Below are 16425 nucleotides of genomic sequence, written 5' to 3'. Positions count from 1 at the left end.
CCGAGGGGGCTCTTCACTTCCGGTCAGGTCAGCTTGTTCACCGCGGACTGGGCCTTGCCCTTGACCGTGCCCATCGCGTCCTGCGTGGGCGAGTAGGTGGCGTAGAGCTCCGGGTCGGGTTTGGGGGCGCTGCCGGGGCCGCCGAGGGGTTTGGGGTCCATGAGGTAGTCGATGCGGTCTTCGCCGGTGGACCAGGAGCCTTTGTTGCCGTCGGGGCCGTCGGAGAGGTGCCAGATGGTGTTGTTGTGGGTCTGGTCCTCCTCGTCGAGCAGGGCGCTGGGGGCGATGTCGGTTTCCAGGCCGTCGGCTTGGAGTTCTTCGATGGCGCGCAGCCACTGCTTCTGGTGCACGGTGTCACGGGCCAGGTTGAACTTCAGCATCTCCTTCACGCCCGGATCGTCGGTCATGTTGTACAGCCGCGCGGTCTGCAACCGGCCCTGCGCCTCGGCGGCGGCGTTGGCCCGGAAATCGGCCAGCAGGTTGCCCGAGGCGACGATGTATTTGCCGTTCCACGGCGTGCCGTTGGAATCGGCCGGCAGCGCCCCGCCACCGGCGACGATGGCCTGCTGGGGATCCATCCCGCCCAGCACGGCCGCCATCACCGGGTCCTTGGCGGCTTCGGCGGTGGCGGTGGCCGGGGCGCCTTCGAGCAGGCGGGCGACCATGGTGGCCAGCATTTCCACGTGACCGATCTCCTCGGTCGCGGTGTCCATGATCAGGTCCTTGTACTTGCCCTCGATGCGACAGTTCCAGCCCTGGAACAGGTACTGCATCGTCACCGTCATCTCACCGTAGGCGCCACCGATCAGCTCCTGCAGCTTCCGCGCGTAATAGGGGTCCGGACGCTCCGGCTTCGCCTCGAACTGCAGCAGTTTCGTGTGTCGGAACACAGAGATCTCCTTGGAAAACGAAGGGGAATTGCCTTGAGTACGCAGACCCGGGGGCTTCCCCCGCGCGTACGGGTTATTCGCGTTCACTTCGCCGACTTGCGGATCCCACTCCGATGAACTATGCATGAGTTATGCATGACGAGCGGCTGGCGAACCTCCTCGGCGCGCTCGCGCTGACGGTGAACGACCTCGCCCTGACCGACGCGACGGCCGCCGCGGGCACCAGCGTGAGCGGTTCGGCCGCGCTGGTGGTGCTGTCCACCGCGCCCGGGCTGTCGGTGACGGAGCTGGGCCGGCGGGTGGGGCTGAGCCAGCCCGCGGCGGCGCGGATGGTGGACGTGCTGGAGCGGCGGGGCCTGGTGGAGCGGCGGCCCACGCTCGCCAGGGCGGTCGCGGTGCACCTGACGGAGGCGGGCGCCCAGGCGGCCGCGCGGATCCTCGGCGAGCGCGGCGGGCGGCTCGGCTCGCTGGCGGCCGCGCTCGACGAGCGGGAGCGGGAGGTGTTCGCCGAGCTGGCCGGAAAGCTGCTCACGGCGGCCTACCAGCAGCTCCCCGAGGCCGACCGGCTGTGCCGCTTGTGCGACCGGGCGGCGTGCGTCGCCGAGGGCGAGGTCTGCCCGGTGGGAGCGGCCTGCCGCGCACGGGAGGCCGGCCATGAGGGGTGAGGTTGTGGTGGTGGGGTGGCGGCCCTGTGTCGGCGGCGCGCGACCGGTGCGAGCCGGGCGGGTGGCCTTGGTTCCCGTGGGCTCGGCGCAGGTGCGGCCGGCCGGGGGAGGGAGGCCGCTGATGAGGGGTGAGATCGCGACGGCGGCCGGTGTTCGCGGTGGGCGGCCCGGTGCCGGCAGGGCGGGGCTGGGCGTGCCTGGCGGGTGGTCTCGGTTCTCCTGGGCTTGGTGCCCGGTGGGAGCGGCCTGCCGCGCACGGGAGGCCGGCCATGAGGGGTGAGGTTGTGGTGGCGGGGTGGCGGCCCTGTTCCGGCGGTGCGCGACCGGTGCGAGCCGGGCGGGTGGTCTCGGTTCCCGTGGGCTCGGCGCAGGTGCCGAGGAGGGGTGAGATCGCGACGGCGGCCGGTGTTCGCGGTGGGCGGCCCGGTGCCGCCGTGGCGGGGGCGAGCGCCCGAAACCGGGCGGCCGCGTCATCGGGCGCGGGAGGCCACCGATGACCGGTGAACTTCTCGCCCTCGCCTCCGCTGGGTGCTTCGGTGTCACCCACTTCGTCAACGGCGTGATCGCCCGGCGGGCGCCCGGCCTCACCGTCTCCCTGTACGCGCAGCTCGGCGGCACCGCGGTCACCCTCGTCGTCGCGCTGTTGTGGTCCGCGCCCAGTGCCACCGGCATCCTGTGGGGCGCCCTGTCCGGCGTCGGCACGGGGATCGGCGTCGGGTTCCTCTACCGCGCCATGAGCCGGGACGCGTTGAGCGTCGTGGTACCCGTCAGCGACGTCGGCGCCGTCGCGCTGCCCGTCGTCGCCGGGCTGGCCTTCCTCGGCGAACGGCCCTCGCCCGCGGCGATCGCCGGGATCGTGCTCGCCCTGCCCGCCATCTGGCTCGTCTCCGGGGGCGGGCGGCCCACCGGCCCCGGCATCCGCTACGCGCTCATCGCCGGAGCCGGCTTCGCACTCCAGTTCCTCGCCATGAAACCCGTCCCGCTGGACGCCGGGCTGTGGCCGATCGTGATCAGCCGCGCCGCCTCCGTGGCCGTCATCCTGCCGCTCGTGCTCACCACGCGCACCCCGCTCGCGCTGCGCCCGCGCCTCGCTTGGCCGGCCGCCGCCGCGGGGGCCCTGGGCAGCGTCGCGATCGTGCTCTACTGGGTCGCCACCCACCAGCAGCTGCTGGCCGTCGCGACCGTCCTGGCCGCCCTCTACCCGGCCATCCCCGTCGTGCTCGCACTGCTCTTCCTGGGTGAACGCCTCAGCCGGAAGCAGACTCTGGGTGTCTGCGGAGCCGCCGCGGCACTGGCCCTGTTGGCCCTGGCGTAGGAGAAGTACCTCCGTAGCGTTTCGAAGTGACTCCGCCGGGTAGGAGAAGCGCATGCGCGGGCATGCGGTCGTCACGGGCGGAGCGGGCTTCGTCGGCTCCCACCTGTGTGACCGCCTGCTCGCCCGCGGTATGCGCGTCACTTGCGTGGACAACCTGTGCACGGGCAGCGCGGACAACATCGCGCACCTGACGGGTGACTTCCACTTCGTCGAGGCCGACGTCTCCCGTGGCCTGGGCGTCGACGGCCCGGTCGACCTGGTGATGCACCTGGCCAGCCCCGCCTCGCCCCGCGACTACGACCGCCTGCCGGTGGAAACGCTGCAGACCGGCGCCGCCGGCACCAACCACGCCCTGGACCTCGCGCAGGCCAACGGCGCCCGGTTCGTGCTCGCCTCGACCAGCGAAGTCTACGGTGATCCGCGCGAGCACCCGCAACGTGAAACCTATTGGGGCAACGTCAACCCGGTCGGCCCGCGCAGCGTCTACGACGAGGCGAAACGCTACGCCGAAGCGCTCACCGCGGCCTATCGCCGCACCCGTGGGGTGAACACCGGCATCGCGCGGATCTTCAACACCTACGGTCCGCGCATGCGCGCCGACGACGGGCGCGCGATCCCCACGTTCGTCAAGCAGATCCTCACCGGCGAACCGGTCACCATCGCCGGCGCGGGCACCCAGACCCGTTCCCTGTGCTATGTGGACGACACCGTGGACGGCCTGCTCGCCCTGGCGGACAGCGATTTCCCGGGCCCGGTCAACCTCGGCAACCCGCACGAACTCCAGATCCGCGAGCTGGTGGGGGAGATCCAGCGGCTGGCCGGCACCAGCGTGCCGGTGCGCAGCATCCCGGCCCCGGTGGACGATCCGCAGCGACGGTGTCCCGACATCGCCGTGGCGCAACGGGAACTGGGCTGGCAGCCGCGCGTGGAGCTGCACGAGGGCCTGCGCCGGACCCTGGAGTGGTTCGCCACCCACCTCAGTCCCGTTTAGACGCGGAGTAGCAGGGGTAGCGCTAAGTAGCAGTAGTGACCGGATGTGGAGGTAAGAGCTTGCGGGTCCTCGGGGTCAACGCGGTGTTCCACGATCCGGCCGCCGCCCTCGTGGTCGACGGCCGGGTGGTCGCCGCCGCCGAGGAGGAGCGGTTCAGCCGCCGCAAACACGGCAAGCGCCCGGTTCCCTTCTCCACCTGGGAACTCCCCGAGCAGTCGATCCGATGGTGCCTGGCGCAGGCCGGGATCGGACCGGACGAACTGGACGCCGTGGGCTATTCCTACGACCCCGGTCTGGTCGACCACGGCCTGGACGGCGTCGACCCGGGCTGGGAGGAGCTGCGCACCACGTTCGCGCGCCGCGCCCCGAACTTCCTCGAAACGGCGTTGCCCGGCCTGGATCCGGACAAGGTGCGGTTCGTCCGGCACCACGTGGCGCACGCCGCGTCCAGTGGCCTGGCGGCGCCGCTGCGGGACGCCGCCGTGCTGGTCGCGGACGGGCGCGGTGAGGCGACCTCCTACCTGGCCGGGGAATACCGCGACGGCAAGCTGGTCGAGCTGGCCGCGCAACGGCTTCCGCACTCGCTCGGCCTGCGCTACGAGGACCTCACCGAGCACCTCGGGTTCGCGCGCTCCAGCGACGAGTACAAGGTGATGGCCCTGGCCTCGTACGGGAAACCACGGTTCGCCGAGGAGCTGCGCGCGGAGATCGCCGCCCTCGGTGACGGCGGTTTCCGCGCCGCACCGGTGGATCTGAGCCGGTTCGCGCCCCGCCGCGCGCCCGGCGCGGACTTCCGCCCCGAGCACGCCGACCTCGCCGCGAGCATGCAGCAGCGGATCGAGGAGGTCCTGCTCGACCTCGCCCGGTGGCTGCACCTGCAGACCGGGCAACGGAACCTGACGATGGCCGGCGGCATCGCGCTCAACTGCGTGGCGAACACGCGGCTGCTCGCCGAGGGCCCGTTCGACGACATCTGGGTGCAGCCGGCCGCGGGCGACGCGGGAACCGCGCTCGGCGCCGCGCTGCACCTGGCCGCCGAGCTGGGCGAACCCGCCGCGCCGATGCGGGGCGCCGATCTCGGGCGCGGGTTCACCGACGCCGAGATCCAGAAAGCGCTCGAGGTCGCCCGCCTGCCCTACGAGCGACCGGACGACCTCGCCGCCACGGTGGCGCAGGCGCTCGCCGACGACGAGATCGTGGCCTGGTTCCAGGGGCGCGCCGAGTTCGGTCCGCGCGCGCTGGGACACCGCTCGCTGCTCGCGCATCCCGGCCACCAGCGCAACCTGGAGCGCCTCAACGACGTCAAGGGCCGCGAGCAGTTCCGCCCGGTCGCGCCGATGGTGCTGGCCGACCGCGCGCGCGAGCTGTTCGAGCGCGGCCCGGTGCCAAGCCCCTACATGCTGTTCGTGCACGACGTCCGTCCGGAGTGGAGGGACCGCATCCCGGCCGTGACGCACGTGGACGGCACCGCGCGGATCCAGACGGTGGACCCGGCGGCCGAGCCGCTGGTCGCGCGGATGCTCGAAGAATTCGCCGCGCGCACCGGGATTCCGGTCGTGGTCAACACGAGCCTGAACACCGCGGGCCGCCCGATGGTCGACTCGCCGCGCGACGCCCTGGAGTGCTTCGGATCGAGCCCGATCGACCTGCTCGCGATCGGCCCGTTCGTGGTCCGGAGGCCGGCATGACCGCCTACACCGTGGTTGTCCCGACGACCGGCCGGGACAGCCTCAGGGCTCTGCTGTCCGCACTGGACCACGGGATCGGGCCGGCGCCCGCCGAGGTCGTCCTCGTCGACGACCGCCCTGAACCGGGCGAGCTTCCGCTGCCCGACACGAGCCTGAAGGTGCGCGTGCTGCGTTCCGGCGGCCGTGGCCCCGCCGCGGCACGCAACATGGGCTGGCGCGCGGCGGGCACCGAGTGGATCGCCTTCCTCGACGACGACGTGCGCCCGACCGCCGACTGGCCGTCCGGCCTGGTGACCGACCTGGAGTCGCTGGCCTCCGACGTGGCGGCGTCGCAGGGCCGGATCATCGTGCCCGGGCCGACCGGCGGCCGCCGCCCCACGGACGAGGAACGGGACACGGCCGGGCTCGCCACGGCGGAGTGGATCACCGCGGACATGGCTTACCGGCGCGCGGTCCTCGCCGCCGTCGGCGGGTTCGACGAGCGGTTCCCGCGGGCCTTCCGCGAGGACGCCGACCTCGCGCTGCGCGTGCGGCAGGCCGGGTGGCGGCTGGAGCGCGGCACTCGCCGGACGTTGCACCCGGCGCGCCACGGCGGGTTCTTCGCCAGCCTGCGAGCCCAGCGCGGCAACGCGGACAACGCGCTGATGCGGCGCAAGTTCGGTCCACAGTGGAGAGAATTGTGCGCGGCCGGGCCGGGCCGACTGGGCCGTCACGCGCTCACCACCCTCAGCGGCGCGGCCGCGCTCGCGTTCGCGGCCGCCCGCCGTCCCACCCCCGCCGCCTTCGCCGGCATCGCCTGGCTGGGCCTGACCGCCGAGTTCGCGCTCCGCCGCATCCTGCCCGGGCCGAAGACCCCGGAGGAACTGGCGAAGATGGCCGTCACGAGCGTGCTGATCCCGCCCGCCGCGCTGGGCCACCGGCTCGCCGGCGAGGTGCGCGTCCGCCGCCCGCGCCCGGCCGCGAAGGCGATCCTGTTCGACCGCGACGACACCCTCATCCACGACGAGCCCTACAACAACGACCCGAAGCTGGTCCGCCCGGTGTCCGGCGCCGAGGACGTGCTGCGCCGCCTGCGCGCCGCCGGCGTCCCGGTCGGGGTGGTCAGCAACCAGTCCGGCGTGGCCCGCGGGCTGATCACCCCGGACGAGCTGGCCGCGGTCAACGCACGGGTCGAAGAGCTGCTCGGGCCGTTCGGCACCTGGCAGGTGTGCGTGCACGCCGACGGCGACGGCTGCTGCTGCCGCAAACCCAAGCCGGGCCTGGTGACGCGCGCCGCGCTGGCACTGGGGGTGCGGCCCGAGGACTGCGTGGTGATCGGGGACATCGGCGCCGACGTCGAGGCCGCCCGCGCGGCGGGTGCGCGGGCTGTCCTCGTGCCGACCGCCCGGACCCGGGCCGCGGAGATCGCGGCGGCGCGGCGGGACGCGCTGGTGGCGGGCGACCTGGCCGAGGCGGTGGAGCTGGCGATGGGGGGCCGGGCATGGTGAGGTCACGGGTTCTGGTGGCGCGGCTGGACAACGCGGGCGACGTCCTGCTGTCCGGGCCGCTGGTGCGCGCGGTGGCGGCGCGGGCGGAGTCGGTCACGTTCCTGGCCGGGCCGCACGGCCGCGCGGCCGCCGAGCTGCTGCCCGGCGTCGACGAGGTCGTCGAGTGGTGCGCCCCGTGGATCGACCCCGAGCCGCCCGCCGCGACGCCCGCCCACCTGGCCGAGCTGCGTGCGCACATCCGCGCCGCGCAACCGGATTCGGCGCTGATCGTGACGTCGTTCCACCAGTCGCCGCTGCCGCTCGCGCTGATCCTGCGCGAGTGCGGGGTGCCGTGGATCGGCGCGATCTGCGAGGACTACCCGGGCTCGCTGCTGGACCTGCGGCACCGCGTCGAGGGCGACCCGCCGGAGGCCGAACGCGCCCTGTCGCTGGCCCGGGCCGCCGGGTTCGAGCTGCCGCCCGGCGACGACGGGCGCCTCGCCGTCCGCGAGCCGCTGCCGGACGTCTCCGGCCTGGTCGGCGAACCCGGTTACGTCGTGGTGCACCCGGCCGCGTCGGTGCCCGCCCGCCAGTACCCCGCCGAGCGCAACGCGGAGGTCGTCCGGCTGCTCGCCGAATCCGGATACCGGGTCGTCGTCACCGGCGGCCCGGCCGAAGGCGACCTGACCGCCCGGGTCGCCGGTGAGCACGGCCTGGACCTGGCGGGCAAGACGGATCTGCACGGCCTCGCCGCCGTGCTCGCCGGGGCGCGGGTGACCGTCGCCCCCAACACCGGGCCGGCGCACCTGGCCGCGGCCGTCGGCACCCCCGTGGTGTCGCTGTTCGCGCCCGTGGTGCCTGCCGCGCGGTGGGCGCCCTACGGGGTGCCGCTCGTCCTGCTCGGCGATCAGGACGCGCCCTGTCGTGACACCCGGGCCCGGAGCTGTCCGGTGCCCGGCCACCCGTGCCTGGACCGGGTTCCGCCGGAGGAGGTCCTGCGGGCCGTGGAGAAACTAGGAGGTGCAGCGTGATCGAAGAGCGGTTCGCGGCGTTGGCCGCGACCATGCGGGATCTGACCGCGCTGGCACCGAGGATCGAGGCGTGGGGTCGTCACCTCGCCGAGGTGCTCGGAGCCGGTGGACGGCTGCTCGCCTGCGGTAACGGCGGCAGCGCCGCCGAGGCGCAGCACCTGACCGGCGAGCTGGTCGGGCGATTCGTCAACGACCGGCAGCCGCTGTCGGCGATCGCGTTGCACGCCGACACCTCGGCCACCACCGCGATCGTCAACGACTACGGCGACCACGAGGTGTTCGCCCGCCAGGTCCGCGCGCACGGCCGCCCCGGCGACGTCCTGGTGGCGCTGTCCACCAGCGGCCGCAGCCAGAACGTGTGCGCGGCGGCGAAGACCGCGCACGAACTGGGCCTCACGACGTGGGCGCTGACCGGGCCCGGGCCGAACGCGCTGGCGTCGGTCAGCGACGACGCGGTGATGATCGACGCGCCGAGCACCGGCACGGTGCAGGAGGCGCACCTCGCGGTGATCCACGGCCTGTGCGCGGCGCTGGACGAGGCGCTGGGAGTGCCCTCGTGAGCGGCCCCCTGGTGGTGGTCGGCGACACGTTGCTGGACATCGACGTCGACGGCAACGCGGACCGGCTGTGCCCGGAGGCGCCCGTGCCGGTGGTCGACGTCGGCCGGGAATGGCACCGGCCCGGCGGCGCGGGTCTGGCCGCGCGCCTGGCCGCCCGGTCCGCGGCGGACGTCGTGCTGGTCACCGCGCTCGGCGGCGACGAGGGCGGGGCGCGGCTGGCCCGGTTGCTGGCCGGCGAGGTCGAGCTGTGCGCGCTGCCGCTGAACGGCGAGACCGTGCGCAAGACCCGCATCCGCGCGGCCGGGCAGTCGGTCGTGCGGCTGGACCACGGCGACGGCCGGGCCGCGCACGAGCCGCTGGACGCGCGCACGGTGTCCGTGCTGCGCGGCGCGTCCGCGATCCTGGTCGCCGACTACGGGCGCGGCGTCGCGAGCCACCCCCAGATCCGCGAGCTGCTGGCCGAGACCGCCGCGCCGGTGGTGTGGGACCCGCACCCGCGCGGTGGGCCGCCGGTGCCGGGCGCGGCCCTGGTCACGCCCAACGACAGCGAGGCCGCCAAGTTCGCGGGGGCCTCGGGCACCCCGGAGGAGCTGGCCGCGCGGTTGCGCGAAGAGTGGGCGGCCGAGGCGGTCGCGGTGACCGTCGGCTCGCAGGGCGCGGTCCTCGCTGACGAGACCGGCACGCGCGCGATCCCGGTGCCCCACGCGGCACGGGTCCCAGCGAGCGTCCGGCCCGACACCTGCGGCGCGGGCGACCGGTTCGCCAGCGCCGTCGCCGCGGCCCTGCACGACGGTGCCGCGCTGCCCGACGCGGTCGCCGCGGCGGTCGAGTCGGCGGCCCGGTTCGTCGCCGCCGGTGCGGCCACCGCGCTGTCCGAGCCCGCCGAGCCGATCCGCCCGCCCGAGGGCCTGTCCGGGTTCGAACTGGCCGAGCGGGTGCGGCGCCGCGGCGGCCGGGTCGTCGCGACCGGCGGTTGCTTCGACATCCTGCATCCCGGGCACGTGACCCTGCTGCGGCGCGCCCGCGAGCTCGGTGACGTGCTCATCGTGTGCGTCAACTCCGACGAGTCGGTGCGCCGCCTGAAGGGACCGGGACGCCCGGTCGTGACCGCCGCCGACCGGGTGCGCGTGCTCAGCGCGCTGGAGTCCGTCGACGCTGTCGTGGTGTTCGAGGAGTCCTCCCCGGTCGAGGTGCTGCGCACGCTGCGGCCCGACGTGTGGGTCAAGGGCGGCGACTACGCGGGCGCCGACCTGCCCGAGGCCGAGGTGATCCGGGAGAGCGGCGGGCGGGTCGTGCTGGTGCCGACCGTCGAGGGCTACTCCACCACGCGGCTCATCGAGACCGTGTCCAACGGATAGAAAGGCAGAAATGGCTGCATCGCCAGGCAAGGTACTGATCACCGGGGGCGCGTCCGGGCTGGGCGCGGCGACCGTCAAGGCGGTCGCGGACGCCGGCGGGACCCCGCTGGTGCTCGACCGCAAACCCCCGGCCGCCGGCGTGCCCTACGTGCCGGTCGACCTCACCGACACGGCCGAGACCGAGCGGGCCGTCACCGAGCTGGCCGAGCAGGCCGGCGGGCTGGACGCGGTGTTCACCGCCGCGGGCATCGACTTCCCCGGCAAGCTGACCGACGTGTCCACAGCGGACTGGGAGCGCGTGGTCCAGGTCAACCTGTTCGGCACCGCCGCCGTGGTGCGCGCCGCGCTGCCGTACCTGGAACGCTCGCACGGCAAGGTCGTCACCGTGGCGTCCACTTTGGGCATCAAGGCGGTCAGCGACGCGACCGCCTACTGCGCCTCGAAGTGGGGGGTCGTCGGGTTCACCCGCGCGCTGGCCGCGGAGACCGCGGGCCGGATCGGCGTCACCATGCTGGTGCCGGGCGGCATGCACACCGCGTTCTTCGACGCGCGCGACGAGCAGTACAAGCCGCCCGCCGACGCGAAGCTGAACAACCCCGAGAACGTGGCGCGGACGGTGCTGTTCGCGCTGTCCCAGCCGGCCGGCTGCGAGGTGCGTGAACTGGTCGTGGCGCATTCGGAGGAGGGCTCCTGGCCGTGACCGGCGACGTCCTGGTGCTGCGGGCGCTCGGGGTCGGTGACCTCCTGGTCACCGTCCCGGCGCTGCGTGGCCTGCGGGCCGCGTTCCCGGACGCGCGGATCACCCTGGCCGCGCCCGCGGCACTGGACGAGCTGGCCACGCTCACCGGCGCGGTCGACCGCGTGCTGCCCACTGCGGGCCTGGGCGCGCTGCGGTGGACCGGCGAGCCGCCCGCCGTGGCGGTCAACCTGCACGGCAGCGGCCCGGAGAGCGTGACGGACCTGCTGGGCACGCGCCCGGGGCGGGTGTTGTCGCACCGGCACCCGGACTTCCCGGACCTGGACGGCCCGGAGTGGCGCGAGGAGCAGCACGAGGTGCTGCGCTGGTGCCGGATGCTCGCCTTCTTCGGTGTCGAGGCCGACCGGCACGACCTCGCGCTGGCCCGCCCGGACGTGCCGAGCCCGGCGCCGGGCGCGGTCGTCGTGCACCCCGGGGCAGCGTTCGGGTCGCGGCGCTGGCCGCCCGAACGCTTCGCCGAGGTGGCACGCGAGTTCGCCCGCGATGGTTCCCGGGTCGTGGTGACCGGTAGCGCCGCGGAACGGGACCTCGCGGGACGGCTCGCGGCCGCGGCCGGGCTGCCCGAAGACGCCGTGCTGGCCGGCCGCACCGGGCTGGCCGAGCTGGCCGCTCTCGTGGCCGGTGCGCGGCTGGTGATCAGCGGTGACACCGGCGTCGCCCACCTCGCCACGGCCTACCGCACGCCCTCGGTGCTGCTGTTCGGCCCGACCCCGCCGGGGCGGTGGGGGCCGCCGCCGGGCACGGAAGAGCGGCACGTGGTGCTCTGGGCGGGGGAGGCGGGCGACCCGTTCGCGGACGAGCCGGCGCCCGGGCTGCTGCGGATCACCGTCGACGAGGTCGTCGCCGCGGGCCGGATGGCGCTGCGGCCGGCGGTGGGGGCCTGACATGGCGGCGGTCGGGGTCGCCGGGGCCGGCTACGTCGGCCTGACCACCGCGGCCTGCCTCGCCGCGCTGGGCCACGACGTGGTGTGCGCCGAGGTGGACGAGTCCAAGGTGGCCCGGCTGTCCCGGGGCGAGGTGGCGCTGGGGGAGCCGGAGCTGGCGCCGCTGGTGCGCGAGGGCTTGGCCGCCGGCCGGCTGCTTTTCACCACGGACGTGGCCGCGCTGGACGGGCGGGAGTTCGTGTTCGCCTGCGTGCCCACGCCGACCGGCCCGGACGGCAGCGCCGATCTCAGCGCCGTCGAAGCGGTGCTCGCGGCGTTGCGCCCGGCGCCGCACACGGTGCTGGTCGTCAAGTCGACCGTGCCGGTGGGCACCTGCGCGCGCATCGCGGCGACCGCCGGGATCGCGGTGGTGAGCAACCCGGAGTTCCTGCGCGAGGGCCACGCGGTGCACGACTTCCGCCACCCGGACCGGATCGTGCTCGGTGGTGACTCCTCGGCGGTGGAGCGGGTCGCCGCGCTGTACGAGGGGCTGGACGCGCCGGTGGTGCGCACCGACCACGCCAGCGCCGAGCTGGGCAAGTACGCGAGCAACGCGTTCCTGGCGCTGAAACTGTCGTACGTGAACCTGCTGGCGCGGCTGTGCGAGCGCACCGGCGCCGACATCGACGCCGTCACCCGGACGATGAGCTTCGACGAGCGGATCGGGCCGCACTTCCTGCACCCCGGTCCCGGCTGGGGCGGGTCGTGCCTGCCGAAGGACACCCGGGCGCTGGTGGCCTCGGGCGCCGCGGCGGGGGTGGACCTGGCGGTGCTGCGGTCGGCGATCGAGGCGAACGACCGGCAGTACGACCACGTGGTCGCCCGGGTGCGGGAGGCCGCGGGCGGGCGGCTGGACGGGGTGCGGATCGGGGTGTTCGGGTTGACGTTCAAGGCGGGCACCCACGACCTGCGGGACTCGCCGGCGCTGGCCGTGGCCGACCGGCTGGCGGCCGCGGGCGCGGTGCTGACCGGCTACGACCCAGGCGTCAGCGATGCGGACCAGGCGGGGCCCGTCCAGCGCGTGGACGACCCGGTGCTGGCCGCCAAGGGCGCCCGGGTGCTGGTGGTGCTGACCGAGTGGCCCGAGTTCACGCGCCTCGACTGGCCCCAGCTGGCGGCCGTCGCCGAGGGCGACGTGGTGATCGACACGCGGGGCGTGCTGGACCCGGCGGCGTTGCGGGGCAGCGGCCTGCGCTGCGTCCGGCTCGGCCACCCCGCGGACGGGTGATCTCGCCGGAGTAGCTTCGAGCGGCGTGAACCCGCAGTTGTTCCTGGTCGACGCCTTCACTGACCGCGAGTTCGGTGGCAACCCGGCGGCGGTGTGCGTGCTGGACGAGCCGGTGGGCGAGGCGTGGATGCGCCGCGTCGCGGCCGAGCTGAACCAGCCCGCCACGGCGTTCCTGCACGAGCGGCGGTTGCGCTGGTTCACGCCGGTCACCGAGCTCCCGCTGTGCGGTCACGCCACCCTCGCCGCGGCGCACGTCCTGTACGAGACCGGGCGCGTGCCGCGAGGCGAGCGGCTGGTCTTCCAGACCGGCGCCGGCCCGCTGCCGGTGTCGAATGCGGGCGGCCTGATCCGGCTCGAGTTCGCGCCGGTCGACGTTCCCGAGACGGCGGACGCCGGGCCGGTGCTGGACGCGCTCGGACTGACCGAGGCGGTCTGGGTGGGCGGCAACGGCACCGAATTCGTGGTCGTGGTCGGCTCGCGCGGCCAGGTCGAAGCGGTGCGCCCCGACCTGGGGCGGATCCGCGACCTGCCGGTCGGCCGGGTGCTGGTGACCGCCGCGGGCGGGGACCGGGCGGACTTCACCTCCCGCAACTTCGCGCCCGCGCTCGGCCTGGGCGAGGACCACGTCACCGGCTCGGCACACGCCGTCCTCGGGCCGCTGTGGGCGCGGCGGCTGGGACGCGACCGGCTCACCGCTGTCCAAGCCTCCGCGCGCCGCGGCCGCCTCGAGGTGGAGGTCCGGGACGAGGCGGTCCGCGTCGGCGGACGGGCCGTGACCGTGGTCGCCGGGCGGTGGGTGCCTCAGCCGGCCACGTGAGCGGCTTCGGCGAGGTGCCGGGCCGCCACGGTGACGCTCGGGTAGAGCGGCAACTGGTCCTGCAGGCCGGTGACCTCCAGCGGGCGGACGACCACCCGGTGGCTGCCGGCCAGCGCCCACCGCACGTCGCGCTCCGTGGCGGCCTCGTTGGCGTCGACCAGGGCCTGCAGGCCGGCCGAGCCGAGGAAGGTGACCGCCTCGAGGTCGAGGATGAACGTCCGGCCGTCGTCGAGGCAGCCGGTCAGGAAGTCGCGCAGCGCGGGCGCGGCGACGAGGTCGAGTTCACCGGTGAGACGGGCCAGCCGGATGCCGTCGCCGAGGTCGGTGAGGTCGATGCGCAGTTCGTGAGCTTCGTACACGGGTGGTCTCCCCGGGTTGTGGTGAGCACAGCGGGGACGGTCACACACTCGCGTCCAAGATCCGAAACGGCGCACCATTCGAAAGCTCAAAGCCGGGTGTGTCCGTTCCCGGCACGGCTGGTCCCTCAACCGCTCACCACCGACGGTACGGACCTGTCGCGGCCGTTGGCAACCCGGGTCATCCGGTTGGCGACGATCGTGCCGGGTATCCGGTCCGGGCCGGCGCGGCACGGCTTCCGCCCGCGGTCGCCGCCTGGGCCGGCCGTGGTGGGTGCACCGGCGGTGCGGGACAGCGGTGGTCCCGCACCGCCGGCCGCCGCTCACCGCACGGTCGCCCACACCGTCTTGCCGCCGGTGGGCTCCCGGCGGCATCCCCACTGCTCCGACGTCTGCGCCACCAGCAGCAACCCCAGCCCGGGCGGGTAGCCGCTTTCCCGGATGACCGCCTCGCGCGGGTCGTCGTCGGTGACCTTCACCGTCAGCTCGTTCCCGTGCAGGTTGTCCCGGTGCAGCTCCAGTTCGAGCCGGGGCGCCGCGCCGGTGTGCCGCAGCGTGTTCTCCACCAGCTCGGTGACGATCACGGCCGCGTCCGGCGCCAGCCCGGGCACCCGCCACTTCGCGCACACCTCGGCGGTGAACCGGCGCGCCCGGCGGGCCGCGTCCAGTGTCCGCGGCAGCCTCAGCTCGGTACTGCGGCGCATCGCCCCGATCGCTCCCAACGTCGGCGAACGGGACGGGACATACCCGGCCACCCGGACGTGAAACGCCCGCCGTTTGCCCCGGTGGGGCCCGGGTACCCGGCGGGGCATGGACGAGCAGTCGTTGCTGCGCACGCTGACCAAGGTGGTCACCACGCTGACGGCTCGGGAAATCCCGTTCACGGTGGCCGGCGGCTGCGCCGTCTACGCCCGGGGTGGTCCGCCCTCCGACCACGACGTGGACGTGTTCCTCAAGGAGAAGGACGTCCCCGCGGCCGCTGCCGCCCTGGTCGAGGAGGGCATGCGCGCGGAGGACCCGCCGGAGGACTGGCTGAGCAAGGTCTGGGACGGCGACGTGCTGGTCGACCTGATCTTCCGGCCCAACTACCGCCCGGTCACCGACGAGACGCTGAGCCGCTCCGACGTGATGCGCATCGGCCCGACCATCGCGCCGGTGCTCAACGGCAGCGACATCATGATCGACAAGCTGCTCGTCCTCGACGCGCACCGCTGCGATTTCGCCCCGCTCCTGCACATCGCCCGCGACCTGCGGGAGCAGGTGGACTGGGAGCGGGTGGCGAAGGAGACCGCCGAGTCCCCGTACGCGCAGGCGTTCCTGACGCTGCTGGACTCGCTGGACGTCGTCGAGGTCGAAGGAACCGCGTCATGACCCCCGAGCACGAGACACCCCAATACCGCGCGGCCCACCTGCGCCGCGCGCTGGCCGAGGACCCCCGGACGGCCGAGATGGGCGTCCGGGTCAACGTCCGCGGCGACGACGTGCACCTGTCCGGGGAGGTGACCTGCGACCAGCGGCGCACCGAGCTGGAGACCGTGCTGCACGAGGTCGCGCCCGGCGTGCGGGTGCACAACGACGTGCGGGTGGCCGACACCCGCGAACCGGCCCGGAGGGAGGACCTGCGGTGATCCGCGTGGCGGCCGTCGGGGACGTGCACCTCGGCGAGGACGCGCGGGGCCTGCTGCGCCCCGCCCTGGAGCACCTGGCCGACCTGGCCGACGTGCTGCTGCTGGCCGGCGACCTGACCCGGCACGGCGCGCTGGAGGAGGCCGAGGTGGTGGCCGACGAGTTCGGCGGCCTGGACCGGCCCGTGGTGGCCGTGCTGGGCAACCACGACTACCACAGCGACCGGCAGGACGAGATCACCAAGCTGCTGTCCGACCACGGCATCCAGGTGCTGGAGGGCGCCTCCACGCGGCTGGAGATCGACGGCCAGACCCTGGGCGTGGCCGGCGTGAAGGGCTTCGGCGGCGGGTTCGCCGGCAAGTGCGCCAGCGCGTTCGGCGAGCGCGAGATGAAGGCGTTCGTCGAGCACAGCATCGACCGGTCGGACGCGCTGCGCGCCGCGATGATGGAACTCGACGACGTCGACCACCGGATCGCGCTGACCCACTATTCACCCATTCCGGAGACCCTGCGCGGGGAGCCGCCGGAGATCTACCCGTTCCTCGGGTCCTACCAGCTCGGTGAGGTGATCGACGAATGCGGCGCCGACCTGGCGATCCACGGCCACGCGCACTTCGGCTGCGAACAGGGGGTGACCCCGGGCGGGGTGCGGGTGCGCAACGTCGCCCAGCCGGTCATCCGCAGCGCCTATGCCACTTACGGGCTCGGGACTTGATTCCCCGGTGTGATCGGGAGCACTCTGGGTTCGTCCACT

Annotated in this window: 18 protein-coding genes; 15 read left to right on the top strand and 3 right to left on the bottom strand. The window is 74.2% G+C overall.

What is annotated here, in order from left to right; genetic code table 11:
- Positions 1-23: 23 nt before the first annotated feature.
- The gene (locus tag IE290_RS09080; protein ID WP_191244111.1) at positions 24-890 is read right to left on the bottom strand and encodes a manganese catalase; all 867 of its coding nucleotides are present in this window, start codon (positions 888-890) and stop codon (positions 24-26) included.
- A gap of 131 nt (positions 891-1021) precedes the next feature.
- Between IE290_RS09080 and IE290_RS09075 the strand changes: the two genes are divergently transcribed.
- From IE290_RS09075 to IE290_RS09020, 12 genes are all read left to right on the top strand, one after another.
- Complete coding sequence (locus tag IE290_RS09075) at positions 1022-1555, top strand: MarR family winged helix-turn-helix transcriptional regulator (protein ID WP_191244110.1); 534 nt, start codon at positions 1022-1024, stop codon at positions 1553-1555.
- Positions 1556-2048: 493 nt separating this feature from the next.
- Entirely contained in the window at positions 2049-2870 is an 822-nt protein-coding gene (locus IE290_RS09070) for an EamA family transporter (RefSeq protein ID WP_191244109.1), read from the top strand.
- Positions 2871-2922: 52 nt separating this feature from the next.
- Entirely contained in the window at positions 2923-3861 is a 939-nt protein-coding gene (locus tag IE290_RS09065) for an NAD-dependent epimerase/dehydratase family protein (RefSeq protein ID WP_191244108.1), read from the top strand.
- 59 nt (positions 3862-3920) lie between these two features.
- Positions 3921-5549 carry a carbamoyltransferase family protein gene (locus IE290_RS09060; protein WP_191244107.1) on the top strand — a complete coding sequence of 543 codons (1629 nt, stop codon included), beginning with the start codon at positions 3921-3923 and terminating at the stop codon, positions 5547-5549.
- The gene (locus IE290_RS09055; RefSeq protein WP_191244106.1) at positions 5546-7036 is read left to right on the top strand and encodes an HAD-IIIA family hydrolase; all 1491 of its coding nucleotides are present in this window, start codon (positions 5546-5548) and stop codon (positions 7034-7036) included. Before IE290_RS09060 ends, IE290_RS09055 begins: the two co-directional genes overlap by 4 nt.
- Complete coding sequence (locus IE290_RS09050; protein ID WP_373300424.1) at positions 7030-8046, top strand: glycosyltransferase family 9 protein; 1017 nt, start codon at positions 7030-7032, stop codon at positions 8044-8046. Before IE290_RS09055 ends, IE290_RS09050 begins: the two co-directional genes overlap by 7 nt.
- On the top strand, positions 8043-8606 hold the full coding sequence (locus IE290_RS09045) for a D-sedoheptulose-7-phosphate isomerase (RefSeq protein ID WP_229874349.1): 564 nt from the start codon (positions 8043-8045) through the stop codon (positions 8604-8606). Before IE290_RS09050 ends, IE290_RS09045 begins: the two co-directional genes overlap by 4 nt.
- On the top strand, positions 8603-9964 hold the full coding sequence (gene rfaE2 / locus IE290_RS09040) for a D-glycero-beta-D-manno-heptose 1-phosphate adenylyltransferase (RefSeq protein WP_191244105.1): 1362 nt from the start codon (positions 8603-8605) through the stop codon (positions 9962-9964). The genes IE290_RS09045 and rfaE2 overlap by 4 nt, the downstream gene beginning before the upstream one ends.
- Before the next feature lie 10 nt (positions 9965-9974).
- Complete coding sequence (locus IE290_RS09035) at positions 9975-10664, top strand: SDR family oxidoreductase (RefSeq protein ID WP_191244104.1); 690 nt, start codon at positions 9975-9977, stop codon at positions 10662-10664.
- A complete protein-coding gene (locus IE290_RS09030) occupies positions 10661-11605 on the top strand; it encodes a glycosyltransferase family 9 protein (protein ID WP_191244103.1) in 945 nt (314 codons plus the stop codon). Before IE290_RS09035 ends, IE290_RS09030 begins: the two co-directional genes overlap by 4 nt.
- A 1-nt stretch (position 11606) precedes the next feature.
- On the top strand, positions 11607-12872 hold the full coding sequence (locus IE290_RS09025; RefSeq protein ID WP_191244102.1) for a UDP-glucose dehydrogenase family protein: 1266 nt from the start codon (positions 11607-11609) through the stop codon (positions 12870-12872).
- A gap of 25 nt (positions 12873-12897) precedes the next feature.
- On the top strand, positions 12898-13689 hold the full coding sequence (locus IE290_RS09020) for a PhzF family phenazine biosynthesis protein (RefSeq protein WP_191244101.1): 792 nt from the start codon (positions 12898-12900) through the stop codon (positions 13687-13689).
- Here the strand turns inward: IE290_RS09020 and IE290_RS09015 are convergent.
- Both IE290_RS09015 and IE290_RS09010 read right to left on the bottom strand, forming a co-directional pair.
- On the bottom strand, positions 13674-14048 hold the full coding sequence (locus IE290_RS09015; RefSeq protein ID WP_191244100.1) for an STAS domain-containing protein: 375 nt from the start codon (positions 14046-14048) through the stop codon (positions 13674-13676). The two genes, IE290_RS09020 and IE290_RS09015, sit on opposite strands and share 16 nt — an antisense overlap.
- A gap of 320 nt (positions 14049-14368) precedes the next feature.
- Positions 14369-14749: an ATP-binding protein gene (locus IE290_RS09010; RefSeq protein ID WP_191244099.1), complete on the bottom strand. Its 381-nt coding sequence runs from the start codon at positions 14747-14749 to the stop codon at positions 14369-14371.
- A 106-nt stretch (positions 14750-14855) separates the two neighbouring features.
- On the opposite strand from IE290_RS09010, the gene IE290_RS09005 reads away from it, so the two are divergent.
- The 3 genes from IE290_RS09005 to IE290_RS08995 are packed head-to-tail and all read left to right on the top strand — an operon-like array spanning position 14856 to position 16386.
- A complete protein-coding gene (locus IE290_RS09005) occupies positions 14856-15416 on the top strand; it encodes a nucleotidyltransferase family protein (RefSeq protein ID WP_191244098.1) in 561 nt (186 codons plus the stop codon).
- Complete coding sequence (locus IE290_RS09000; RefSeq protein WP_191244097.1) at positions 15413-15673, top strand: BON domain-containing protein; 261 nt, start codon at positions 15413-15415, stop codon at positions 15671-15673. The genes IE290_RS09005 and IE290_RS09000 overlap by 4 nt, the downstream gene beginning before the upstream one ends.
- Positions 15670-16386, top strand: coding sequence for a metallophosphoesterase family protein (locus IE290_RS08995; RefSeq protein WP_191244096.1), 717 nt, complete (start codon positions 15670-15672; stop codon positions 16384-16386). Before IE290_RS09000 ends, IE290_RS08995 begins: the two co-directional genes overlap by 4 nt.
- Positions 16387-16425 lie beyond the last annotated feature (39 nt).

It is taken from the genome of Amycolatopsis deserti (genome assembly GCF_014653945.1).
In the GTDB taxonomy this organism is placed as follows: domain Bacteria; phylum Actinomycetota; class Actinomycetes; order Mycobacteriales; family Pseudonocardiaceae; genus Amycolatopsis_E; species Amycolatopsis_E deserti.
Note: the sequence above shows the minus strand (reverse complement) of the source record. Positions and strands in the feature narration are given on the sequence as shown.